We start from the raw sequence: 23,413 nt of genomic DNA, 5'->3' as shown, positions 1-23,413 counted from the left end.
CGGCGAAGAATAAGTTGTCCTTTTCAGGAGAGCCATCTTGCCGCCAGACGAGGCGCGAGGAGGACGCGTAGCCCAGCTACGCAACCGACGAAGCAACGAAGTATGGCGGTAAGAGGGCCGCATCAAATGGGGAAGTTATTCTTCGCCGACCCTTAATACAAGCATTATGAAAACGTACCTGCTATTTCTCCCCTTGTTGTGTCTTCCTCTTTTCCTCTCCGCTCAAGAAGTATTGTTGTTTGATGATACGCCAGCGCAAACGGTGGTCTACCGCTATACACAACTGAGCGGTCCGTCGGCACCGGCCTTGCAGCAGATTTTTCGGTTGCTACAGCCCCAACAAACATCACAGGCATCACTAGACGTCTATTACCGTTATCAGCTTCGTATTCTGGAGGGCACCAATTCGTTAAAGAATTGTATCCAGTGGGAAGACGTCACTGCCGACCGGGCACCTCGCCCGTTTGGTTTTGCTTTTGAAGATTTATTGGCGCCCAGCGGGATGATCTACAACCTGGAACTATTGGCGGATGGTGAAGTCGTTGCCACCAAATGCGTCGAGCAACAATTGGGACAGGCGCTGCCAGGTTATACGTTTGATTTTACGGAAGTAGCAGGGGGTGTGTTTTACACGCTACGCATCAGTGGCCTTACCTTTAAGTACGAAAGCCGCCATGTGCAAGCCGTGCAGCAGAGAATGCGTGCCATTGACCAATATTTTATTGCAGCAGACAAGCTGACGGCGCTTCATCGTTCCCTCACCGCTTTTCGGCAGTTGGAGCCTCAGCCCCAGCAGCTGGATAGTTATCGCCAACAGCTACGTAGCTACGAGGAACAGTTAAGAAAGATTTGTATAGCTCCCTTCTGGAATGCACTTGAGTTGGATGCATCCAATGCGCATGATCCGGAGCAACTTAAGGTCAAAAAAATGGCTTGTCAGGAGGAAGTGATCGCCTGGCAAAATTGGTTGGAAGCGTTGATGGCAAACTTACACATCCTCTATTTCGAACAAGGACTTGCTGCTTATCAAAGTGGCCAATTGCACGCTGCTAGTGATGCGTTTCATGCTTCCCTTCGTGCCAATGATTGCTACGCTCCCAGCCATTACTTTCTTGCAGCGATGGATTTTGAGCAAGGGAAAGTAGAGGATGCTGCACAACGTATTCGTCTGGTGCTCAATCGTTATAACCCTGACCCGCAGTTGCGAGAGGAAGCCAACCATTTAGCAAGCGGTGTCGTTCGTTATTATTTGGAAATGGGCCAGGATGCAGTGGCCGTACGTCGCTATCCCGAAGGAGTAGCCAGTTACCAACAAGCCTTGGCGTTTAGCGAAAGCATTAAAGGATTTAGTTTTGGCCAGGCAGAGGCACTTAGCCGAATCCAGGAAGCGTATTACCTGGATTTTCACAACCAACTGGATCAAGTAGTATACACCCAAAAGGCAGGGCAATACCAGCGTGCTTTAGAACAACTCAATGAAGCACTGGCCTTCCAGGAACGTTTCCGGGTCAACAGTACTGCAGATACGGAAGTACTCGCACGCGGGATTGTCAACGATTTGCACCAAGCACAGCTGGCTGAAATCCGTGGCTACCGTTACCAAGGGGAATGGGATCAGGCTTTGGTTGCAGTGGCTTCCGCCGAAAAACTGTTACAAGCATACCCTGGAATGGTAGCTCAACCCCAGCAACTGGCCCAGGAAAAGCAGCAAGTGCTGCTTGGCAAATACCAAAAAATGCTAGCTTCCGCCGAAGCATTTATTCAGCAACAGCAATACGATCAAGCACTGACGGAAGCCGAAGGAAGTTTGCAATTTGTGCAGCACTACCAATTAGGCAGCAGCCAGGAAAGAGAGAGTCAGCGCCTCATTACCAGGGTGCAACAATATCGCTACGAGCGTTTTTTGCGTGGTGGCGACCGGGCCAGGCAGCAGGGCAGTTATGCCAGTGCGCTAGAACAGTACCAGCGTGCACAAGCCCTGGAAAGTGAGGTAACGTTGCTTTCGCCAAACAGCAGCCTCGCAGCGCAAATGAAAAGTACGGCGCTGTTGGAAGCAGAGCGTATCCATCAGTTTGTACTGCGTCAATCGGCCGACGACAATGAGCAACTACAGCAAGCAAAAGCTGAGATCGAAATCCTGGCCAACCGTTTTGGTATCCACCACGATCCTCAGTTGAAAGGTATTCTGAGCCAATTGGAGGAGCAACAGTGTACCAATGCCCGAGATTTACTCCTGCCTCGCGAAGAAGACCAACTGGCCAGAGAGCAGCAAGCAAGAGATTATCTTGCCGCGCGGGCGACCCTTGCGCGCATTGATCAGCTCCTTAAGGCTTACCCCAATTGTACTTTAAGTGAAGCAAGTTTACGAATGAGTGAACGCATTGTCGCTGCCTGCTCAGCTTACCAGGAAACCATCCAGGCAGCAGCACGCGCCGAGCAGCAACAACAATTTGGCCGGGCAATTGAGCTTTACGTTACGGCTAAAGCCCAATACGCTGATGCCAGTGTGCAGGCCAGATTAGCACCCCACCCGGCGCTGAACCTCGATGCTTATATTGTAGACCACCAAAACTACCGGATGCCATTAGCCGCAGCGCATTATTATCTTGATCAACGGCAGCATGAACGTTCATTGGAATTACTACGCTTAATGACCAATCGCGGCGTGGAATTACGTCAAACAGAAGACTTACAATTACGCCTGGGTAGTGCGCTGGCCGTTCGTGATTATGTAGCCACGGCCAGTTGGAAGGAAGCCTTCTACGGCTTCATCGCTAAGGAAGAAAGAAAAGCCTACAAGCCACTCTGTCGCTCGTTTCGCAAGCAGTGGAAGCGGATGGTTTGAGTAAAAACCCATAATTATGAAAAAACTAATACCCCTATTCGTCATCGTTTCACTCCTTGCAAGTTGCTCGACCCTTCACCGGATAAAGTCCAATCGTCTGGTTACCCAGGCTACGCTTGCGACGACTAATTTTTATTCGACGATTGATTATGAACTCAAAGAAGACCTCCCCATTCTAACGGTAGAAATTGAAGGTAAACCTTACCGCTTTTTCTTTGATACTGGAGGTTATACGGTGCTTTCAGAAGCCTTGATTAAGGCCTTGAAAGGCGTCCGGCAGATCAGCCACATTGATGTAAAAGATGGTAATGAGCAAACCAATCGGATTTTTACTTACCAATTGGAGGCTTTAAGTATTGGAGGAGTCCGTTTTGAGGAGGTAGGTTTTGCAAAAATTGGTTTTACAGAATCGGAGTGGTTTTCTTGTTTGGGGGTTGATGGCACGCTAGGCCCGAATATCATGAAAGAATGTTTGTGGCTGTTTGCTACGGATGAGCAGAAAATCATTTTGACCGATCAAGCAAGTCGCTTGCCCGCTTACGAAAAGGGTATTGAGGTTGCGTGTAGTACCACCAATATCAACAAGCCACTGTTAGATTTTTCATTTGCGGAATATTCGAGTACCCTCACTTTTGATACGGGCTTCAATGGCTATCTGAAGCTAGCGGCCATTACAGATAGTACACACTACCAAAAGTACCCCAGTGTCGAAAAAATGGGTCAGTTTTTTAATGCAGGTCATAGCAAAGAACAGCGTAACCTCATCGTTTTGCAGCTGGATTCGGTCAACGTTTCCGGATTGAACTTACAAGCACCCATTTCCAGCTTGGATATGGGCAGTACTTCCTCTTTACTGGGCAGTGAAATTTTTAGAAGCCACAATGTCTTGTTTGATTTGTCTGGTAAGGAGATCACCTTTTTTCCAAGAGAAGCCCCTCAGTTAATCAATAAACTTAGTTCTTTTGGTTTTGGCTTTAACTACGAAGCGAGGCGGATCACCGTCGGGTATGTGTACAAACCTAGCGCAGCTTATACTGCGGGTGTTTTACCCGGAGATGAGATTGTCAGTATTGATGGCACTGTCTACAACTTCACTGATTATTGCGACTTCGTTACCAATTTTGACCTTCCTGCAAAGGAAAAAATCACCCTGGAATTGAAAAGGGCGGGAGGCCCGGTAAGCATTGAACTTACCAAAGCTCCCTTGTTTTGAATTACTCCCTCACCGGTGCCAGCCAACGTTCAGCCATTTGCAGGCTCATGCCCTTTCGGTTGGCGTAATCTTCTACCTGGTCGGCTTGTACCCCTTTTACAGGAAAATAGCGTGCTTCTGGATGCGCAAAATACCAGCCGCTGACACTGGCCGCCGGGTACATGGCGTAGCTTTCTGTAAGGCGAATGCCAATATGTTCTTCGACGGAGAGCAATTCCCAGAGCAGTCCTTTTTCGGTATGTTCAGGGCAAGCTGGATAGCCGGGTGCGGGGCGGATGCCCTGGTATTTTTCAGCAACAAGTGCGTCGTTGTCAAGTTGCTCATCCGGGGCGTAGCCCCAAAGTTCGCGACGAACACGGGCGTGCATCATTTCTGCCAGTGCTTCGGCTAAGCGATCCGCCAGTGCTTTGAGAAGAATGGCATTGTAGTCATCCTGATCGGCTTCAAAACGAGCAACGTGCGCCTCAATACCAATGCCCGCAGTCACTGCAAAGGCACCAAGATAATCTGTTTGGCCACTCGACTTAGGTGCCAAATAATCGGTCAAACAAAGGTTGGGCCGCCCTTGGGCTTTTTGGGCCTGTTGGCGGAGGTGGTGTAAAGTAGTGAGGACTTCGCCCTTATTGTTTGGATCGTACACTTCAATATCATCATCATTGATCACATTGGCGGGGAAAAGACCAACTACGGCTTTGGCTTGTAGCCACTTGCCATCGATAATCTGCCGCAGCATGGAGCGAGCGTCATTGTAGAGGCGTTGGGCCTCGGCACCAACAATCTCATCTTCGAGAATAGCGGGGAATTTACCAGCCAATTGCCAGGAAGAGAAGAAAGGCGTCCAGTCGATATAATTGCTGAGTTCTTCCAGATCAATATTGGCAAATACTTGAACGCCTGTTTCTTGAGGGACAGCAGGGGTGAAAGTTTCCCAATCCAATTGGAGCTTGTTGGCGCGTGCCTCGGCGATGGTTAAATACTTTTTATGACTGGTTCGCCCTGCCCGCTGGTCTCTAATCTGTTGGTAGGAGGCTTGGGTATCCAGTACAAAATTGCTGCGCAGATCTTCGTCTTCTCCCAAAAGAGAGCTGGCTACGGCTACAGCGCGGGAAGCATCGAGTACATGTATAACGGGACCACTGTACTCGGGCTCAATTTTTACGGCAGTATGGGTCTTGGAGGTGGTTGCGCCTCCAATCAAGAGGGGCATTTTGAATTCCAAACGCTCCATTTCCTGCGCTAGGAAAACCATCTCGTCCAGGCTAGGTGTGATCAAGCCGCTCAGGCCGATGATGTCAACGTTGTGCTCGCGAGCGGCTTTCAAGATGATATTGGCCGGGACCATGACCCCAAGGTCAACGATGTCGTAATTGTTACACGCCAAGACAACGCCAACAATGTTTTTACCAATATCGTGCACATCACCCTTGACAGTAGCCAACAAGATTTTTCCTTTGGCACTTTTCTCACCTTCCATTTTTTCGGCTTCGATAAAGGGGGTGAGATAAGCCACCGACTTCTTCATCACTCGGGCACTTTTTACGACCTGAGGGAGGAACATTTTTCCTGCACCAAAAAGATCACCTACGATGTTCATGCCGTCCATCAAGGGGCCTTCAATGACGTGTAGGGGGCGGTCGTATGCCTGTCTGGCCTCTTCTGTGTCTTCAATAATGTATTCGGTAATCCCTCTGACAAGGGCATGGCTAAGGCGTTCTTGAACAGTGCCTTCGCGCCAAGTGAGATCACGAACGACCTGCCGGCCACCGTCTCCTTTTACACTTTCCGCGAAATCAGTTAATCTTTCCGTAGCATCTTCCCGGCGGTTGAAGAGGACATCTTCGACCCTGGTAAGCAGTTCTGCCGGAATTTCCTCATATACTTCAATCATTCCGGCGTTAACGATGCCCATGTCCATACCGGCGCGGATGGCGTGGTAGAGGAAAGCCGCGTGCATGGCTTCGCGCACCACGTTATTTCCCCGATACGAGAAGGAAACATTGCTGACCCCTCCACTGATTTTAGCCCCAGGGCAACGCTCCTTGATTTGGCGGGTAGCTTCGATAAAGTTGATGGCGTATTCGTTGTGTTCTTCGATCCCGGTAGCGACGGCAAAAATATTGGGATCGAAAATGATGTCTTGGGGTAAGAAACCTACCTGGTCAACCAGGATGCGGTAGGCCCGCTCACAAATGCTCACTTTGCGCTCGATGGTGTCGGCTTGTCCTTCTTCATCAAAAGCCATGACAACCGCCGCTGCACCATAGCGTCTTACCAGACTGGCTTGCCGGATAAATTCCGCTTCGCCCTCTTTCATGCTGATCGAATTGACGATGCACTTTCCCTGAACCGTTTTGAGCCCTGCTTCAATAACTTCCCATTTCGAAGAATCGATCATAATGGGCAGTTTGGCGATATCGGGTTCAGCCATGACCAGGTGCAAGAATTTCACCATTGCAGCTTTACTGTCCAATAGGCCTTCATCCATATTGACATCAATGATTTGAGCACCTCCTTCTACTTGTTGGCGGGCTACATCCAAGGCTGCGGTGAGATCGCCTTCTTTGATCAGGCGGGCAAATTTTCGGGAACCTGTAACGTTGGTTCTTTCCCCCACATTGACAAAATTGGTGTCGGGGCGGATGATGAGGGGTTCCAAGCCACTCAGCATAGTGTACTCAGACGGGGTTGCAGGTTTACGGGTGGGAACATCAGCTACACCCACTGCCATAGCAGCGATATGCTCGGGGGTAGTGCCACAACAACCGCCAATGATATTAACGAAGCCACTGGCGGCGAAATCGCGGATATAAGCCTGCATGACTTTAGGATCCTGGTCGTATTCGCCAAACTCATTGGGTAGACCAGCGTTGGGGTAGGCGTGGACATAACAAGAAGCTACTTTAGAAAGCGCTTGCAAGTGGGGGCGCATTTCTTCCGCGCCAAGCGCACAGTTTAAGCCTACACAAAGGGGCTGGGCGTGCATGACTGAAATCCAGAAAGCTTCTACCGTTTGTCCGGAAAGGGTACGACCACTTGCATCGGTTATCGTACCAGAAATGATGATTGGCCAACGCTGGTCGCGCTCTGCAAAGATGGTCTCCAAAGCGAAGAGTGCCGCTTTGGCGTTGAGCGTGTCGAAAATGGTTTCTACCAGGAGGATATCTGCTCCACCATCCAACAAGCCATTGATTTGCTCACTGTAGGAGTCAACAACTTCATCAAAAGTGACAGCCCGGTAGCCAGGGTCGTTGACATCGGGTGAAAGAGATAGCGTCTTGTTTAGAGGCCCGATAGCACCCGCTACAAAGCGTGGTTTTGTTGGGTCTTTGGCGGTATAATCCTTAGTCGCATTTTTTGCCAATTGGGCAGCAGCCTTATTGAGTTCATAAACATAAGCCTCCGTACCATAATCTGCTTGGGAGATACTCGTGGAATTGAAGGTGTTGGTCTCCAAAATATCTGCTCCTGCCTCCAAATAAGCCCGGTGTATCTCTTCGACAATGGCCGGCTGGGTCAGGCAAAGGATGTCATTATTTCCTTTCATGTCTTGCCCCCAATCTGCGAAACGTTCGCCTCGATAACCTTTTTCGTCCAATTTATAGCGTTGGATCATGGTCCCCATAGCTCCGTCAAGGACCAAAATTCGTTCTTTTAGTAAATCAGCGATCTCTTTCATAGCAGGAAAACAGTAAGAATTAGTAACTTTATGGCGAATTTCGGGTCTAAATGCAGGTGTCAATGACTCCTCTAAGTCTGGTGAACAAAGGTAAGGTAGAATGGGTTGATAAAAGTCACCTTCCTAAAACATTAAAAAAAATTACCTTTGTTTGTAACCAGATCAGGTCCAAGTCGTATATAAACTTACTTTAAAAGTAGGTGGAAAGAAATTTTTAGAGCAACGACCCTACTTGAGCTTTGAGAGGTTATGGAGCGTCCACTATTATACCCTTTAGCTGGGCGCTCCCACATTTTGATTTGTTTTTATGAACGAATGATCCCATGTTAAAAAGAAGCTTACCCTTATTAGGCCTTTTTGTCTTTTTCCTAGTTGCATGTACTAGTGAGAAAACGGCCGATCCATTGGATGTTACGCTACAGCGTACCATGCGCAGGCTTTCCCCGGATCAAAGCCTGGATTATTATAAAGTTCCTCATCACGAAGATTTAGATAACATACCTGCAGGTATCGGAAATGCCCTCACCCCTGAGAAAGTGGAGTTGGGTAAGATGCTCTTTTTTGAGACGGCGTTAGGGATTGATGCCGTCAATGAATCAGGAATGCAGACTTATTCTTGTGCGACTTGTCATGTCCCAGAAGCTGGATTTACACCTGGGAATAGCCAAGGCATTGCCGATGGTGCGGAAGGTTTTGGAATCAATGGCGAAGGACGGGAGATGCGCGACGATTATAACGAAGACGAAATTGATGCCCAAGGAGCCCGCCCATTGAGTATGGTAGGCGTTGCTTACGTACAAAATTCTATGTGGGCTGGCCGTTTTGGTGCCCGTTTTAACAACGTAGGAACAGAAGCACTCTGGGGCGTGAATGACCCTGCTACGGAAGTGAACCATACTGGCCTCGATGGTTTGGAAGCACAGAATATCGAAGGTACCCATGTCCACCGGATGCGTGTTGATGATTATATTCTCGACGAACTGGGCTACCGTGAAATGTTTGATGCCGCCTTTTACGATTGGCCGGTAAATGCTCGCTATGGCAGAGAGGCCATGAGTTTTGCCCTTTCTGCTTATATCCGTACCATTATGCCTTATGAGGCACCTTATCAGGAGTGGCTACGAGGGAATGAGGACGCGATGAATGAGCAGATGAAACGAGGAGCATTGTTATTTTTTAGTGATGCTGGTTGTTACCGTTGCCACAATGGTCCTGTACTGAATGGTAATGTTTTTCAAGCCATTGGTGTAAATGACCTTTGTGATGTTGGTGGTCTTGCTACTGGAGAGGATGATGAACGCAACCTCGGTCGTGGAGGGTTTACACTCAGAGATGAAGATATGTACGCGTTCAAAGTACCTCAGCTTTATAACCTTAAAAAAGCAGGTTTTTACTTCCACGGAAGTAGCCACACTTCTCTGCGTTCCGTGGTAGAGTATTTCAATAACGGAGTGCCCGAAAACCCTCGGGTAGATCCTTCTTATATCTCTCCTTTCTTCCACCCGCTCAACCTTACGGAGAAAGAAGTAGAAGACCTGACGGAGTTCATTACGCATGGTTTGTACGATCCTAACCTGAATAGGTATGCACCTGAGGCTGTACTTTCGGGAAATTGCTTTCCTAATAATGACGAGTTGTCACAGCATGATTTAGGGTGTAATTAGGAGTGAGTTTTAAAAGTAGTGTTATCTACACGTCATATAAGTATGCCATGCTGGAGCAACCTCGTGAATAAAATCGAAAATTAATTCCTGGTACTCGGCGGGTCTGACAAAGACATTATTTGCGTGACTGGCTTTCCAGTCGAGGTTATATAATCGATGCTCCGCTGTTAGGGCTGAAGCTATGTTGACCGATTGAGAGGAAGCTGTTTCGGCATCTGCCTGAGAGTGGAGAAGGAGCACTGGTTCTTTAATGTTTTTGGCACTTAAAAGCGGGCTGGCTTTGGAAGCATCCACGCCACTGCGCCAACTGACAAAGTGCCACACGGCAGGTTTTACACCATTGATCCATTTGCCGTACATGCGTTCTGCGCGTTCAAAGACGGCAGATTCCCAATCCTGGAAACTAGATTCTGCAATGATAAAGGCTACGTCCTTTTGGTCAGCTCCGGCTTGAAGCACGGTAGCTCCACCCCAAGATTCTCCCATCCAGGCAATTTGAGTAGCCGAGAGCCCACTCTTCTGCTTCAACCAATCGGTAATTTTCAATAAATCATCGGCTTCCTTCACGCCTCCAGTAGCATAAATGCCTCCACTTGCACCGTGTGCACGATGATCATAAAGGAGGATATCACACCCACAATCGTAGAGGAAGTAGGCATATTTTGCCATGTTGAGCCGAGTGCCACCATAGCCGTGCGAGATAATGACTGCACAGCGCGAGGTGTCGTGAGCAAAATAGGTTCCAGCAAGTTGTAATTCTTTCTCCACCTCAATATTGACTTCTTCCCCGAGGGGGAGCTTTTGCCAAAAAGTATCAATATCAACTCCGGCACGCTGCTGCATGAGGGCTCGTCCTTGCTCATGGGTGCGGCGCGGCGGGTAGATAACGAGGCCGGAAAAATAATAGGCCATGCCTAGATAAGCGAGGAGGAAGAGCAAAAGTAGAACCAAGAAAATTTTTTTCATGCGGGGAGGTTTTTACAACTTGATGAACTTGATGGTTTGCGGAGGATGATCGGTTGGAAAGCAACGTAGATAATAGGTGCCAGCCGGCAAGTGTTGGACGGAGATTTGGTGGGAATGGTAGTTTTTTGTAATAGGCTGAATCAGTTGCCCCTGGGCGTTCCAGATCTCTGCGCGGTATTGCTGAGAAGCGGAAAAACCTTGCAAGTAAAGTAGGTCTTGTACCGGATTGGGCCAAATCCTAAGGGGGGATATTGCTGCTGCACCAGAGGTAGCAACGACAAAATCGTAAGGGGTACCACAGGGGGCTGCTCCGGCAAGATGAGCATAATTGAGAATGCGAAAATCGAATCCACCGATGGAGGTATTCTGGTAGTAAGGACCACCTAATAGGGCATAAAAATTATCGCCTGGCAAGGCATCTAACCAAGGAATGGCACAGTTTTCATTGCCAAGAAAGAAGGGGGAGCCCAGGCGTTTGGCGGGTCGCTCACAAAAATAGTGATTCCCGAGGGTCACTATTCGCCAAGTATCGTTAAGTATTGCATCGGCGACGAGGGCGCCTGGCTGTTCGTTGAGGTAGTTGAGGGAGGTCCAAGGTAAAAACAAGGTGTCAGCTGTACCAGAAAGGAAGAGGGTGTCTGGTTGAGCGGCTGGCCCCGACTGGTAGATTTTTTGATCGCTACGGAAAGCATAAAAAAGGACAGTATTGCCACTGAGCCAACCAGTGCTTAGAAGAATGTTTTTCTTCTCACGATACTCGTGATAGAAACTGTTGTCGGTAAGGGTGGTCTTGACGGTAAGTAAGTGTAATTCGTCCCCTGGTTGAAGTTGAAAAATACTTTGCCGATCAGGGTGCTGGAGACCTGCTTGCGGGTTACTCATTCCTATCAGGTCGATACTTCCGGCAGCAGTGCCCAGCCAGTGTAGAAATACGCCTTGAACCAAGCCGTAGTTGCGGCTGATTTTTATTGGTGTCTCTTCGTAAAGAGGTATAAATTGCGCGGCATCGTCTTTGGTATAAAACCCGATGCTTTTTACAGAGTCCATCAAACCCAGTACATTGCTCCATTCCAGGTCTTCTACTTTTGCGTAAATGGAGTCATTGCCCTGCACGTTGGCTAACCAGGAAGTGCCGGGTAAGGCACCAGGGAAAAGCTGTAACCAAAGTGGGTCTTCGTCGGTGCCTAGGTTGAGTGATGTTTGCGCGCTAGACTGGCAGATTTCACTACCGATAAAAGCAGGTACTTTCGTAAGACAGGTGGGATCTCCTCCAGGAATGTCTGGCTGTATGGATGCATACATCACCTGGCAGGCTGCTCCATCCAGGCGAATACCAAGGAGGGGAGAGGTGTAGTCAGAAGTAGGGAGTTCATGTTCGTACAAGTATTGTACTCCTGGCCTAAAGAGCTGATAGGCATATTGTGTATAGCCAGGATGATGAAAAAACAAGCACACCAAAAAGAGGATTAACAGACGCATGGGGGTACGGTTTTAGTGGTATATACGCTATTGGGTGTTGCTTGTTGCGGAAGTGTATGCTAGACTTGTTATGTTGGGAGTAGTAGGAATCTACTAAGCCAACTTTTTAGCTTCCAAAGCGAATACCATAGGCAGCTTACCTTCAAAACCTTGGATTTGAAAACCTTGTTCAGTTTTCACCGTTTTTGCAAAACAATCGTAAGGAGAGTAATCATATTCAGAAAAATGGGTGATGGTCAGGCCAGCATTTAGGAGTGCTTGAAAAACATCGGTCAAGCTGTGATTCCAATAAGCGGAAGCATGTACTTTTTCGTCTTCTGGAGCGGCGTAAGAACCCTTGCTTTCTTCGACGTAAGCAGCACGATTGAAGTAAGGATACTGGAAATAGGTGAAAGCATCATCGAACATCCATACGACCGGGTGGAAATCGGCAAAGACAAAGCGACCTCCGGGCTTCAGAAATTTAGCGATCAATTGCCCCCAGCGGGCAAGCTCAGGTAACCATCCAATGGTGCCGTACGAAGAAAAAATCAAGTCAAAAGGTTGATCGAGGTGCTCATCAATAGCTAATACATTGCTGCGGATAAAGGTGGCTGGTAAGCCCAATTGTTGTTGGAGCAGCTGAGCCTTTTCGATGGCGACATCTGATAAATCGACGCCCGTTGCAGTTGCTCCCATACGAGCCAGCGAAAGCGTATCTTGACCAAAGTGACACATCAAGTGAAGGGCCTGTTGACCGCTAAGGTCATCGCCTAAAATGTCGAGTTCAATTGTGTTGAGTGAATTTCGCCCTGCTAGAAAACTAGGGTTGTCATAAAATTCAGAATCAAAATGTTGCTCGGCACGGTGGTTCCAGAAGTTGCGGTTGATAGTCAGGTAGTCCGACATAAAAAGTATCTTTTATGCATAGGTTTACTTATTTTTGCAACCCCAAAATAATAAAAATGATCAAGATAACCGTAATTGACCGCGCTGATCAGGAGCATGTATTGGAAGCCCCCACCGATATGAACATGAACTTGATGGAGTTGTGTAAGGCTTATGAGCTACCTGTGAAAGGGACGTGCGGAGGTATGGCGCTTTGCTCTACCTGCCATTGTTACGTTTTATCGGATCATGAACTGCACGAAATGTCGGAAGACGAAGAAGATATGCTGGATCAGGCTTTCTTTGTCGAAGATAATTCTCGCTTGGGGTGTCAGCTCAAATTAGTGGATGAAATGGATGGGCTGGTCGTGAAACTGGCGCCGGAGGATGAAGAGGATTAGTACTCGCTGCGCTCGCGGTTTTTTGTTGTCCCCATAAGGGCAGCGAACACCTTCGCGAGAGAAACAAGCCCCCGCGAACGCAGAGAGCACCACCGTGAGTCCCGAGGATCGGGACGAACACTGCCGCGAACGCAGTGAGCACCTCCGCGTGAGAAACGAGCACCTCCGTGAGCGCAGCGAACACGACAAAATCCCAGATAGCATTCACTATCCGGGCGAATTAGTAGTAGATTCGTGTCCAGATTTTTCAACAGCCTACTTCAAAAAGATGACGCACCGTAGTTTACTTCTATTGCTCTGTATATTGAGCGCAACGATGTTATTTGCCCAAAACATGGATACTTACCATCGGGTACGGGTAAGACTGGAAGGGCATACGCTTCAGGAATTAAGTGCCTTGGGACTGGAGACAGATCATGGAGAGTTTGTTCCTCAGCGGCATTTTACCAATGATTTCTCCACTGCGGAATTGACTCGCCTGGAGGAAGCTGGATTCATCTACGAAGTGCTTATTCGCGATGTACAGGATTTTTATAGCGACCCCGTCAGAAGACAAGCCTATCAAGATAATGCCCGTGGTGGTGGCCCCAGTTGTCCAGAAGTATCTACGGGCACGGTGACGGAATATCCCATTCCTGGTAATTTCCGACTTGGGGACATGGCCGGTTTTTATCGCTACCAGGAGATGTTGGACATCCTGGATTCGATGCGATTGCTTTACCCTCATTTGATTACTTCGCGGAGAATTGTGTCTCCTTCTATCGTTTCTCACCAGGGAAGGCCGATCTATTGGTTGCGCATCAGTGATAATCCTGATACTGACGAGACCACGGAGCCTGAAGTATTGTATACGGCGTTGCATCATGCCCGGGAACCCAATAGCTTGACGCAAATGGTGTTTTACATGTGGTACTTGCTAGAGAATTACGAAACTGATCCTGAAGTACGGTACCTCGTTGATCATACCGAGCTTTACTTTATGCCCTGTATCAATCCGGATGGATATATTTTCAACGAAACGATTGAACCCGACGGAGGAGGGATGTGGCGGAAAAACTTACGCGATAACGATGATGGCTCCACCGGAGTTGACCTTAACAGAAATTATGGTCACCAATGGGGTTTCGATGATGAAGGATCATCTCCCAATCCTAACTCATCCGTTTACCGAGGTCCGGGAGCGTTCTCGGAACCAGAAACCCAGGCTGTTAGGGCTTTTTGCCAGGCGCATGAATTTGTGGTTGCCTTGAATTATCACACCTATGGCGATTTATTGATTTATCCTTGGGGTTATAGTGATTCTCCTACTCCTGATGCACTGAGTTTTAATGCCCTTGGGAAGGTAATGACCTTGGAAAATGACTACGTCAAGGGAACGGGCACAGCAACCGTTGGTTATGTAGTGAATGGTGATTCGGATGATTGGATGTACGGAGAAACTGTTGAAAAACCCAAGATTTTTTCGATGACGCCCGAGGTAGGTAGTGATGGTTTTGATGGTGGCTTCTGGCCGATCCGGGAAGCAATTATTCCTAACTGTAGAGCATCCCTATGGATGAACCTCATGGCGGCCAATACGCCCCACGTCGCGGGCGTTGTGCAAGCCGATCCAGGTCAGATAGAAATTACAGATAATGACCCATTTTTGCGTTTTGAAGTACAGCGTTTCGGGCGTGAGACGGGGACATTAACAGTAAGCCTCACCAGTTTGCAAAATGATTTGATCCAGGTCGTAGAAGAGCCTGTAAATTATAATTTGGCCGAAAATGAGGCTGTTTTAGACAGTTTTGCGCTTAGTATTATTGGCAGTATTCCTCCAGGGATGGAGTTGCAATTTGAACTCTCCATTGATAACGGTTCTTTCGTACGGACCGATACGGTAAGTAAAGTTTACGGAGGGTATATTGATACAGACGCTTACGCGGAAACGTTCTTTGATTTGGAACAATGGACAGCAGAGGAAGGCTGGGGCTTGACGGAGGAAGATTTTATTTCCGGACCAAATTCCCTGTCGGATTCTCCTTATTCGGATTACCCCAATAATCGTTTTGCTCAAATTGTACTTAACGACCCCATTTTGGTAGGGGAAGCAGAGGAATATCGACTGCAGTTTTGGTCGAAGTGGAACATTGAATCTTTCTACGATTGGGCACAGCTTCAGTTTCAGGTCAACGAAGGCGCCTGGATACCTGCTTGTGGTCGTTATACCGTTAACGGATCCGAAGTGCAAGCACCAGACGAACCTATTTGGGAAGGGCAGCAAAATGAATGGGTGGAAGAGTCTGTTGACCTGACTTCTTTCGTAACAACGGGAGATCAACTTCGGCTGCGTTTTTTGATGGTCAGTGACGGCTTTGTCAATCCCGATGGTTTTTATGTGGATGATCTTGTTTTTCAAGAACGTAATACCCAAGCGGTAGGGACGTATACACCGTTGGCAGCAGAGGCTTTCTCCTTGAGTGTAATTCCTAACCCCAACGCAGGTCGCGCGCAATTGCAATTTCGACTTCCCCAACCTGTCGCGGCCAGCGGCCAGTGGCAGCTCTACCAAGCCGAAGGGCGATTGCTACAAAGGGGAGAGCTTGTACTCCCCGCTGGCTACGGAGAAGTGAATTTGGAACTGGACCAACTACCTTCCGGCATCTATTGGTTGAAAACTCAAATAGGGGAGCACTTCATCCCCGCGCGCAAGATTGTGGTGCTTAAATAAAAAAAGATTTTTCTAAAGGACAATTGATTGTCCAACAGTTAATTAAAGCCTTTTCCGAAGCTTATCTAATGGCTTGGGAAAAGGTTTTTTTGCTTATGGCTTGTGTGGTAATTAAAATCCCCCTATATTTGCAAACCCACAGAGGAACAGCAGGCTTGTAAACGTACAAAAACTGCGCTTTGTAGGTTCAACATCGCGGAGTGGAGCAGTTGGTAGCTCGTCGGGCTCATAACCCGAAGGTCGCAGGTTCAAGTCCTGCCTCCGCTACAAGTCAAAAGCCTGGTAATCGAAAGATTATCAGGCTTTTGTGTTTTAGGGAGTTCATTTGACAGGTCAGCACAACCAAAAATAAATCAATCTCCTCATGGAAGGCTACAAAATCCAAATAATTGAATCGCTCGTATTAATCGTGGTACTTCTTATTTCTTCAAAGGTACTTCAGCGCATTATCGACAAAGCTGGCATGAAGTACACTTACCACAAGACGAGGATCAAAGTAATCAAAAAGGTGGTCTCTCTTCTTTTGTCGCTGGTTTTTATTGGGGTATTGTTGTTGATATGGGGAATTGCTCCAGCCCAGTTAGTGGCTTACATTGCCTCTTTGTTTACGGTTGTCGGGATTGCGTTTTTAGCGCAATGGTCGATCGTATCGAACATCACTTCTACTTTAATCATTTTCTTCAACCATCAGGTAAATATTGGAGATAAGATTGTTATCCTGGACAAGGATTATCAGGTAGAGGGAAAAATCAGCGACATCGGGATCTTTTTTATCATCATCAAGGTTAGTGAAAATGAATATGTTTCTATGCCCAGCAACGTATTCATGCAAAAAATGGTGAAAAAGATAAGGCAATAATTAGCTTTCACTTTTTGGTAATGCTCAACATCTGACCAATGCCCCGGAAAATATTCATCAGCGACATTCACGGCTGTTTGGACACCTTTACTGAACTACTGAATCAATTAGCACTCAAGGAAGAAGATCACCTTTTCTTGTTAGGCGACTACATTGATCGAGGCCCTCATTCAAAGGGGGTGGTTGATCGGATCATGGCCTTGAGAAAAGCGGGTGTTAAATTGATTGCCTTGCGCGGAAATCACGAGCAGATGCTCATTTATGATTATATCTCCGAGACCGTCAAAGGCTGGAAAGACATGGCCGACGAAGCGCTAAAAAGGAGCTTTGGAATCGAACGTTTAGAGCAACTCCCGAAACCCTATTTTGAATTTTTCAATGAACTGCCTTTCTTTCATCAAGAAGATGATTTTATCGCGGTACATGCAGGGTTAAATTTCAGGTATGAAAGTCCGTTTCATTCGGAAGAAGATCTGATCTGGATCAGAGACTGGTATAAAAATATAGATTACAACTGGCTGGGTGAGCGCGTTGTAATCCACGGACATACGCCGCAAACTATCCAGGAAATTGAAACGCAATTAGCAATGCTAGGAGAAAAGCGCGTTCTCAATATTGATGCGGGTGCGTTCATGTCGCAGGGAAAAGAAAATGGTTTTGGGCATCTATGTGCTTTCGATTGGACCAATAAGCAGCTGTATTTTCAGGAAAATATCGAAACGAATAACAAGTATTAGACTAGTTCTGCCGGGGCAGTTTGGTGGGAAAATCGATGCATTATCGACCACGCGAAGCCTTTTTTTAGGAGCCTAGCCATACAGGGTGACCGGGAATAGGATTAGTTTAAGGCATAGAAAAATGTTATCATGTGTAACTATGGCGAAATTTAAGAATTATGAAATCGGGTCTGATCACTCAGTGATGATTGATTTAAGCCAACATCTTCCTTCCGAGCACCTAAGCAAGCAGATGGAGAGGATAATATCCAGCTTAGATACAAGTGCCATTGAGGCAACATATAGTGGTCTTGGACAAAATGCTTTGCATCCTAAATTACTGCTCAGTATCATTTTTTATGGATATGCCGTAGGCATTCGGAGCGGTCGGAAGTTAGCCAAAGCCTGTGAGGAAAACCTTGGCTTCATTTATTTGAGTAAAAACTATGGTCCTCAAAAGAGTTGCATCAATGATTTTCGTAGAGATAACTATCTGCATTTTGGAGATCTTTTCGTCCAAGTACTAAAAAAGTGTCAGGAATTTGGTTTGGGGGATGCCACTTTTAGTATTGTGGATGGTAGCAAAGAGGAATCCAATAGCTCCAAGGGTCGGACAAAAACGGCAGCACAATATGAAAAATGGCAACAGGTACTCTTGGATGATATTGCCTCATTAGAAAAAGAGCCTTCTGATGAGGGATCTCAAAAAAAAAATAGTAGCGAACAAACGCCTGTACAAAAAAATCAGTGATGCCATTGAGGTCATGAAAACCGATGAGTCCAAAAAGACGATGAACTTAACCGATCCGGATGCCCCGATCATGAAAGGTAAAAAAGGAAACTTTGATACGAATTATAATATCCAGGTAGCCTGTAGTGAAGATCAAATTATCTCCTATAATAATGTGGTCTTAGATGGCAATGATAAAGCACAACTGATCCCTGCTCTTCAAGGCATTCAAGCCAACACTGGTCAACAGGTCCAGGTTGTCCTAGCCGATGCTGACTTTGGCACTTTCGACAGTTTTGAATACATGGACACCAACAACATCTGTGGATACGTCCCTTACCGAGACATGAATGCCACTTTTGAAAATCAACCTTTTAATAGTGTTCATTTTGACTATGACGATCAACGAGATGTATACACTTGCCCGGCTAAGCACACCCTATCGTTCAAAAGCATTAAAATAGACCGGACTCGTAATAAAGAATATCGCCAATATCGCACGACGGCGTGTAAAAACTGCCCTTTCAAAGATGAATGTACTCCTAAGAGGTCTCCTTATCGTACGATCTTAAGAGAAGTAAGACAAGCATTAAGAGACCAAATGAAGCAGCGATTAAATATCCCAGAAGGCAAAAAGATGTATAACCGACGACTACACCCCATTGAAGCCATTTTTGGCCATTTGAAATACAATCTGGGATATACTCGGTTTTTACTCCGGGGCCTGGAAAAAGTAAAAGCGGAATTTACGTTGATGTGCTTGGCCAATAACTTACGTAAATTGGCCAAGTACCTCCTTTTTCCATCAATTTGGACAGTAAAGGCCATATTTTGGCTTCTCAAGGCACAAAACATCTTGTTTAACCCGATTTTTCAAAGAACTTGGCCGGAACCAATGGATCAATTCGCAGGAGTTACACTTGCTTATTTATCCTCATGTATTCCCAAATCCTATTCCCGGTCACCCTGCATAGCTAAGCGACTAAAAAAAGGCACAGTGTGGGAAGATAAGGCGCGATTTGCCCCCGAAATGATCCCGGCAGAACTAGTCTATTATAAGGTGGTTGAATTGTCTGTTGATGAACGAAAGCAGGCGCAGCTCGACGCTGGCTCAAGCCCGCCAAAAAAAGGAGGTAGGGATATTAAATAGAAAAGTGAATTCGAAATTTTTTCGTTTAAAAACGGAAAACGAGCCGGTTTTGGTTTTTTGAGCATTCGCTGAGCTTGTGCAAACGAGACGCGTAGTTTGTGTAATTAATTGTTTATTAGCGGGTTGTGAGTTTTTTTTACGAGGAGGTCTTTCTTGGGGAAAACTGGTCTGATTTTTACATATAATACGGTATACTACAGAAGTGTAGTGATAAGAATAATTGCCTTTTTTGTGCATGTGTTAACATGCTTTGAGAAAACATAGAATCCAATCTATCCCAGTGTACTTTTCAGTTTTTTGATTTAGTTCGCAAAAGCTAGATCTCAATCCCGTTTGAAGTCAAAAGCTAATAAGATTAGCTAGTGAGGACACCGCAAAGTGTCCTCTTTTTTTTGCTCACTACTCTTCTCCTTGTTGCCCGAAATTAAGTTGGAATCCGATGCGCTGGTAAGGTTCTTCATCATCATAATCTTCCCAAAGGGTGATCTCTTGGAGAAACTCCTCTACATGACGAATGAAATAAGGATCCTTCAGTTCCTCAGGGCGATAGATCGCGATGGTTTTAGGTGGGCGTGGCTCTCCGTAACCTTCTATATGTGGGTACTGGATAAGCACTAAAATTTTGCCGTTGAACAACTGTTGATACACCAGTGATCCATTGTGCTTAATGAGGTCGCGCTGTATGGTTTCGTTTACCCGTTGAAACATACCTGAGCGTACGGTACCCAGGCTAAGGTCGATAGCTTCCAGGTTTTCGAGTTCCGAACGTACCTCTACTTGAGCATCCAGTTCTACTTGCCCGATAATATAGTTGAGTTGATCCAGGATTTTCTGACTCAATTCTTCCTCCCATACTTTACGGTAGGCTTTGGTGTTTTTCAAGACTTCGTGATAGAGATCAACTTTTCGCTTGAGGTTGTTCAATTCGGCGTCCATTTGGTAAATGTGTTAGATTTTTACAATTCGGCGATAGCTTTTACTGATGGTAGGGAAGTTGGTGAAAAGATGGGGGTGTTTCTCGAAATGTTTTTTGATACGATACCGTAAGTTGTCAGTGTTTTCCAGCCCAATGGCAATGGCAACATCTTTTTTTACTTTATTCTTCGTAATCAACAGTTGTTCAATTCGATCAAGGTCAATGAGTGCATGCTCCTCATCAATATTCTGAGCGGCAGCAGCAGGTAGCTCTTCTTTGTTATCTAAAGGCACAGATCCAGAAGAACGCTTCATGGATAGATCTGCAACTGGGGTCACATAGGCTTGGCTTGTGATTTCGTTGGGCAAACAATGCTCGTCAATACGTTTTTTATCTTGAATCCTGGCTCTCAGTTGAGCGTAGCTCACGGTGTTTTTCAATTCTCGAATATTACCAACCCAAGCGTAATTTAGCATGGCATCCAATGCCGCAGGTGTAAGTACTTTGCTTAAGTCATCTACTTCAAAATAATGTTCCAGTAGCGGAGGAATGTCATCACGGCGTGAACGCAGGGGAGGGAGTTCTACGACCATTGCCTTGAGGCGTTGGAATAAGTCGGCGCGGAATCTACCTTCGGCAACGGCTGCGGTCAAATTACGGTGGGTAGCGGTGACCACCTGAACATCGAGCTGAACATCTTGATCTGAACCAACGGGGCGGATCAATTTGGTTTCCAGAAAACGCAGCAGTTTTATCTGAATATTCTGGTCAATATCACCAATTTCATCTAGCATCAGGATGCCAGTGTTGGCCTGGCTGAAATAGCCTTCCATATCGCGCGATGCCCCCGTAAATGCTCCTTTTTTATGACCAAACAAGGTGCTCTCCAGGAGCGTATCTTGGATAGCAGATAGATTGACAGCCTGGAAGGGTTGCTTACTGCGGGCCCCATGGGCATGCAGGTAACGCGCCGCCACTTCTTTGCCCGTGCCCGTTTCACCGGTGATGAGTACCGTCACATCGGGTTCTTCGGAAACGAGCTTTAGGATACGCTTGATTTCTTTGATCTGGGTAGACTCACCGATAAAGGGATAGGCTTCATGCTCTTGGGCGCGACGACGATCTACTTCTGCTCGAAGTACCAGGTTTTCTTGCTTCAGTTTGCTACCTGCAATGACATCGGAGAATTGTTGTTCCCAATAGTCGTAATCAAAGTCGTCCTTAACGAGGAAGTTGCGAGCCCCCTGTTTCATCGCTTGCACAACGGTATCAATAGAGCGATCAGCGGTGACGATGATCACTGGAATCCCGGGGTGACGCTGAGCTATTTGGGGAATAATTTCCAGCCCTTTTTTGGTTTCGGAGTCATCCAATACGAGATCCAGCAGAATTAAATCAAAATGACTTTCTCCGTTGAGTTTTTCAAAGAGTTGCTTCTCGTTGATGGCACCAGAAAATAAAAACTGGCGACGAAATGCATACCGAATTTGCTGGTGAAATTCGGTATCGTCATCAACGATAAGTATGTGATAATTTTTGGACGACATACTGTTTTTCAATCTGCTGGAGTTGTTCCCGCATGTTGTTTAAGACTTGCAGTATCATTCCGTTCGCTAAAGGTTCTTCCTCTTTTCCTCCGGCCAACATCCAATGCTCCATTCCTTCCGTTAACTGAGCAATTTGCTCTAATTTCCCCGCAAGGGGAGTGTATTCAAAAAGCGGATAATAGTTGATCCAACGGTTACGCCAATCTCTCCATTTATCCGCCAATTGTGCTGGTGCTACCAGGTCGGCGTAAATTTCTGAATAGGGCGTTTGCATTTTTTGTAATTCCCTGCTGGCCATTTGTACGACCAGGCGAATTCTAGATAAAACAGCGACTACGCTGTCGTCTCCATGACCAGCAAAAAAACGCTTAAGTTTTTCTCCCAGGTCTATGCCCGTAAAAAAAGGTAATTCTTCTGTGATATGTGCCTCCTGTGTTTGTTGCCACCAGGAAGCATCATAATTTTCCAACTGGAGTAAATCCAAGTGGTTGGAGTGATCAACTTGTCCATAGCTGGTCATCAACAAACGAAGGTGGGGATGATGATTTGCTAAAAAACACTGCCACAGTTGACTGGGATCCAAGTAGGCCCCACGCCCCCATGCCGGTAATAGTAGCATTACCCCGAAAGCCTCTGTCAGTAGCGGTCGCCAATTGTCCTCTGTAGGCGTGATTTTGATGAGCCGAACCCCGGCTGCCTCACAACAGGCGGTTAGTGCCTGAGGAGCGGGGCGTCCACCATCAACCAGCAGTACGATCTTCATGAATGATAAGTTAACCCTGATATCTGTACCAACAGGTCATCAAACCTCTCACGAAGTTCAGGCAGTGATACAGGGTTACCTTTAGCCAATACATTACGAAGTACGTAGGCTGCGAGTAATGCATACTGCTCGGCTGCTGGCGCTCCGTAGGAAGTTTCCAACTGGATGCCGCAATCGTCAAAGGTGAGTGCTCTGTTGTTGTTCCGTTCAAATGTACGAATTTCCTTAGCGATTTCCGAACCTTTCCGGATACGTCCTACAAAACTTAGTAGTCGTAGTAAAAGGAGTTTGTTCTCAGGGCGAGTAAGGAGGGTGTATAACTCACCCGGTGGGAAGGTAAGTTGGGGGAGATATTGTCCGAGGTAGTTGAACATATCTTCTTTCAATTCAAAGATACGGCGACGCAGAGCATGCTGGTAAGTGTCCCAGATATAATCAAAATGAGCACTCTTCAACAGGCGACGTTCTGCATCAGCAATGGATGAAACCTCTAGGGAATGCTCTCCGGTAGTGATTTGAGCAGAAAATGTTCCTGAAGTACCCAGAAGGCCGCGGGGGTCGTTGGTCAGGTAAATGGCGTCGGAGCCTTCCCCAAAGAGAAAACAACGGAATCGTTCCTGTTGGTCTTCGGCAACCTGGGAAATCAACTGCTTAAGATGTTCCGGGTAATAACCGTGGTGACGGTGGAGGAAAAGCATCACTTCTCCTTCTTGCTGAGCGTACTGCCTGATCAATGCAGCCAGCTGTTGGGTGTCTCCATCGGGTGAGGCAGGCCAATCGTAACAGACGACCACATCCTTTGTATTGCCGGAGCCTGCAACTTCCCATACTCCTTCACCCGTACCTGCAGCCTTCCACGACCACACGATTATGATTGTTCTCGTGATTCCCATAGTATGTTTTCCTACATC

Annotated in this window: 17 protein-coding genes and 1 tRNA gene; 10 read left to right on the top strand and 8 right to left on the bottom strand. The window is 46.8% G+C overall.

Annotated elements, in window-relative coordinates; genetic code table 11:
- Window positions 1-166 precede the first annotated feature (166 nt).
- Window positions 167-2,845, top strand: a complete 2,679-nt coding sequence (locus tag AB0L18_RS03535) for a hypothetical protein (protein ID WP_367391199.1) — start codon at window positions 167-169, stop codon at window positions 2,843-2,845.
- Window positions 2,846-2,861: 16 nt separating this feature from the next.
- Window positions 2,862-4,058 carry a retroviral-like aspartic protease family protein gene (locus tag AB0L18_RS03530; protein WP_367391198.1) on the top strand — a complete coding sequence of 399 codons (1,197 nt, stop codon included), beginning with the start codon at window positions 2,862-2,864 and terminating at the stop codon, window positions 4,056-4,058.
- 1 nt (window position 4,059) lies between these two features.
- Here AB0L18_RS03530 and metH read toward each other — a convergent pair whose 3' ends face one another.
- Complete coding sequence (gene metH, locus AB0L18_RS03525) at window positions 4,060-7,734, bottom strand: methionine synthase (protein WP_367391197.1); 3,675 nt, start codon at window positions 7,732-7,734, stop codon at window positions 4,060-4,062.
- A 323-nt stretch (window positions 7,735-8,057) separates the two neighbouring features.
- Between metH and AB0L18_RS03520 the strand changes: the two genes are divergently transcribed.
- Complete coding sequence (locus AB0L18_RS03520; RefSeq protein WP_367391196.1) at window positions 8,058-9,398, top strand: cytochrome-c peroxidase; 1,341 nt, start codon at window positions 8,058-8,060, stop codon at window positions 9,396-9,398.
- A gap of 21 nt (window positions 9,399-9,419) precedes the next feature.
- On the opposite strand, the gene AB0L18_RS03515 is transcribed toward AB0L18_RS03520, so the two are convergent.
- From AB0L18_RS03515 to AB0L18_RS03505, 3 genes are all read right to left on the bottom strand, one after another.
- Entirely contained in the window at window positions 9,420-10,364 is a 945-nt protein-coding gene (locus tag AB0L18_RS03515; protein ID WP_367391195.1) for an alpha/beta hydrolase, read from the bottom strand.
- A 12-nt stretch (window positions 10,365-10,376) separates the two neighbouring features.
- Window positions 10,377-11,843, bottom strand: coding sequence for a T9SS type A sorting domain-containing protein (locus AB0L18_RS03510; protein WP_367391194.1), 1,467 nt, complete (start codon window positions 11,841-11,843; stop codon window positions 10,377-10,379).
- 93 nt (window positions 11,844-11,936) lie between these two features.
- Window positions 11,937-12,731: a class I SAM-dependent methyltransferase gene (locus AB0L18_RS03505; protein ID WP_367391193.1), complete on the bottom strand. Its 795-nt coding sequence runs from the start codon at window positions 12,729-12,731 to the stop codon at window positions 11,937-11,939.
- A gap of 56 nt (window positions 12,732-12,787) precedes the next feature.
- Here AB0L18_RS03505 and AB0L18_RS03500 point away from each other — a divergent pair, with 56 nt between their 5' ends.
- The 7 genes from AB0L18_RS03500 to AB0L18_RS03470 all read left to right on the top strand — a co-directional run bounded on the left by AB0L18_RS03500 (window position 12,788) and on the right by AB0L18_RS03470 (window position 19,276).
- Window positions 12,788-13,111 carry a 2Fe-2S iron-sulfur cluster-binding protein gene (locus AB0L18_RS03500; RefSeq protein WP_367391192.1) on the top strand — a complete coding sequence of 108 codons (324 nt, stop codon included), beginning with the start codon at window positions 12,788-12,790 and terminating at the stop codon, window positions 13,109-13,111.
- Window positions 13,112-13,205: 94 nt separating this feature from the next.
- The gene (locus tag AB0L18_RS03495; RefSeq protein WP_367391191.1) at window positions 13,206-15,821 is read left to right on the top strand and encodes a M14 family zinc carboxypeptidase; all 2,616 of its coding nucleotides are present in this window, start codon (window positions 13,206-13,208) and stop codon (window positions 15,819-15,821) included.
- A gap of 194 nt (window positions 15,822-16,015) precedes the next feature.
- Window positions 16,016-16,088: transfer RNA gene (locus AB0L18_RS03490), tRNA-Met, on the top strand.
- A gap of 97 nt (window positions 16,089-16,185) precedes the next feature.
- The gene (locus AB0L18_RS03485) at window positions 16,186-16,680 is read left to right on the top strand and encodes a mechanosensitive ion channel domain-containing protein (protein WP_367391190.1); all 495 of its coding nucleotides are present in this window, start codon (window positions 16,186-16,188) and stop codon (window positions 16,678-16,680) included.
- Between the two features lie 38 nt (window positions 16,681-16,718).
- Window positions 16,719-17,417 carry a metallophosphoesterase family protein gene (locus AB0L18_RS03480; protein ID WP_367391189.1) on the top strand — a complete coding sequence of 233 codons (699 nt, stop codon included), beginning with the start codon at window positions 16,719-16,721 and terminating at the stop codon, window positions 17,415-17,417.
- A gap of 139 nt (window positions 17,418-17,556) precedes the next feature.
- A complete protein-coding gene (locus tag AB0L18_RS03475; protein ID WP_367390268.1) occupies window positions 17,557-18,147 on the top strand; it encodes a transposase in 591 nt (196 codons plus the stop codon).
- Entirely contained in the window at window positions 18,089-19,276 is a 1,188-nt protein-coding gene (locus AB0L18_RS03470) for a transposase (protein WP_367391188.1), read from the top strand. Before AB0L18_RS03475 ends, AB0L18_RS03470 begins: the two co-directional genes overlap by 59 nt.
- 399 nt (window positions 19,277-19,675) lie before the next feature.
- On the opposite strand, the gene AB0L18_RS03465 is transcribed toward AB0L18_RS03470, so the two are convergent.
- Genes AB0L18_RS03465 through AB0L18_RS03450 form a run of 4 tightly spaced genes read right to left on the bottom strand, consistent with a single transcriptional unit; the run spans window position 19,676 to window position 23,395 of the window.
- A complete protein-coding gene (locus AB0L18_RS03465; protein WP_367391187.1) occupies window positions 19,676-20,212 on the bottom strand; it encodes a hypothetical protein in 537 nt (178 codons plus the stop codon).
- A 12-nt stretch (window positions 20,213-20,224) separates the two neighbouring features.
- Entirely contained in the window at window positions 20,225-21,739 is a 1,515-nt protein-coding gene (locus AB0L18_RS03460) for a sigma-54-dependent transcriptional regulator (protein ID WP_367391186.1), read from the bottom strand.
- The gene (locus tag AB0L18_RS03455; RefSeq protein ID WP_367391185.1) at window positions 21,705-22,502 is read right to left on the bottom strand and encodes a hypothetical protein; all 798 of its coding nucleotides are present in this window, start codon (window positions 22,500-22,502) and stop codon (window positions 21,705-21,707) included. Before AB0L18_RS03455 ends, AB0L18_RS03460 begins: the two co-directional genes overlap by 35 nt.
- A complete protein-coding gene (locus tag AB0L18_RS03450; RefSeq protein ID WP_367391184.1) occupies window positions 22,499-23,395 on the bottom strand; it encodes a hypothetical protein in 897 nt (298 codons plus the stop codon). Before AB0L18_RS03450 ends, AB0L18_RS03455 begins: the two co-directional genes overlap by 4 nt.
- Window positions 23,396-23,413: the final 18 nt, after the last annotated feature.

This window comes from Lewinella sp. LCG006 (genome assembly GCF_040784935.1).
Taxonomy (GTDB): Bacteria; Bacteroidota; Bacteroidia; order Chitinophagales; family Saprospiraceae; genus Lewinella.
The sequence above is the reverse complement of the archived record's forward strand: the minus strand, read 5'-3'. Positions and strand labels throughout refer to the sequence as shown.

What these genes read in the sequence shown, in the direction of transcription:
- AB0L18_RS03450 (WP_367391184.1), bottom strand. Translation starts at nt 23,395, where the DNA reads ATGGGAATCACGAGAACAATCATAATCGTGTGGTCGTGGAAGGCTGCA.
- AB0L18_RS03510 (WP_367391194.1), bottom strand. Translation starts at nt 11,843, where the DNA reads ATGCGTCTGTTAATCCTCTTTTTGGTGTGCTTGTTTTTTCATCATCCT.
- AB0L18_RS03500 (WP_367391192.1), top strand. Translation starts at nt 12,788, where the DNA reads ATGATCAAGATAACCGTAATTGACCGCGCTGATCAGGAGCATGTATTG.
- AB0L18_RS03455 (WP_367391185.1), bottom strand. Translation starts at nt 22,502, where the DNA reads ATGAAGATCGTACTGCTGGTTGATGGTGGACGCCCCGCTCCTCAGGCA.
- AB0L18_RS03515 (WP_367391195.1), bottom strand. Translation starts at nt 10,364, where the DNA reads ATGAAAAAAATTTTCTTGGTTCTACTTTTGCTCTTCCTCCTCGCTTAT.
- AB0L18_RS03520 (WP_367391196.1), top strand. Translation starts at nt 8,058, where the DNA reads ATGTTAAAAAGAAGCTTACCCTTATTAGGCCTTTTTGTCTTTTTCCTA.
- AB0L18_RS03480 (WP_367391189.1), top strand. Translation starts at nt 16,719, where the DNA reads ATGCCCCGGAAAATATTCATCAGCGACATTCACGGCTGTTTGGACACC.
- AB0L18_RS03470 (WP_367391188.1), top strand. Translation starts at nt 18,089, where the DNA reads ATGAGGGATCTCAAAAAAAAAATAGTAGCGAACAAACGCCTGTACAAA.
- AB0L18_RS03485 (WP_367391190.1), top strand. Translation starts at nt 16,186, where the DNA reads ATGGAAGGCTACAAAATCCAAATAATTGAATCGCTCGTATTAATCGTG.
- AB0L18_RS03505 (WP_367391193.1), bottom strand. Translation starts at nt 12,731, where the DNA reads ATGTCGGACTACCTGACTATCAACCGCAACTTCTGGAACCACCGTGCC.
- metH (WP_367391197.1), bottom strand. Translation starts at nt 7,734, where the DNA reads ATGAAAGAGATCGCTGATTTACTAAAAGAACGAATTTTGGTCCTTGAC.
- AB0L18_RS03530 (WP_367391198.1), top strand. Translation starts at nt 2,862, where the DNA reads ATGAAAAAACTAATACCCCTATTCGTCATCGTTTCACTCCTTGCAAGT.
- AB0L18_RS03535 (WP_367391199.1), top strand. Translation starts at nt 167, where the DNA reads ATGAAAACGTACCTGCTATTTCTCCCCTTGTTGTGTCTTCCTCTTTTC.
- AB0L18_RS03465 (WP_367391187.1), bottom strand. Translation starts at nt 20,212, where the DNA reads ATGGACGCCGAATTGAACAACCTCAAGCGAAAAGTTGATCTCTATCAC.
- AB0L18_RS03460 (WP_367391186.1), bottom strand. Translation starts at nt 21,739, where the DNA reads ATGTCGTCCAAAAATTATCACATACTTATCGTTGATGACGATACCGAA.
- AB0L18_RS03475 (WP_367390268.1), top strand. Translation starts at nt 17,557, where the DNA reads ATGGCGAAATTTAAGAATTATGAAATCGGGTCTGATCACTCAGTGATG.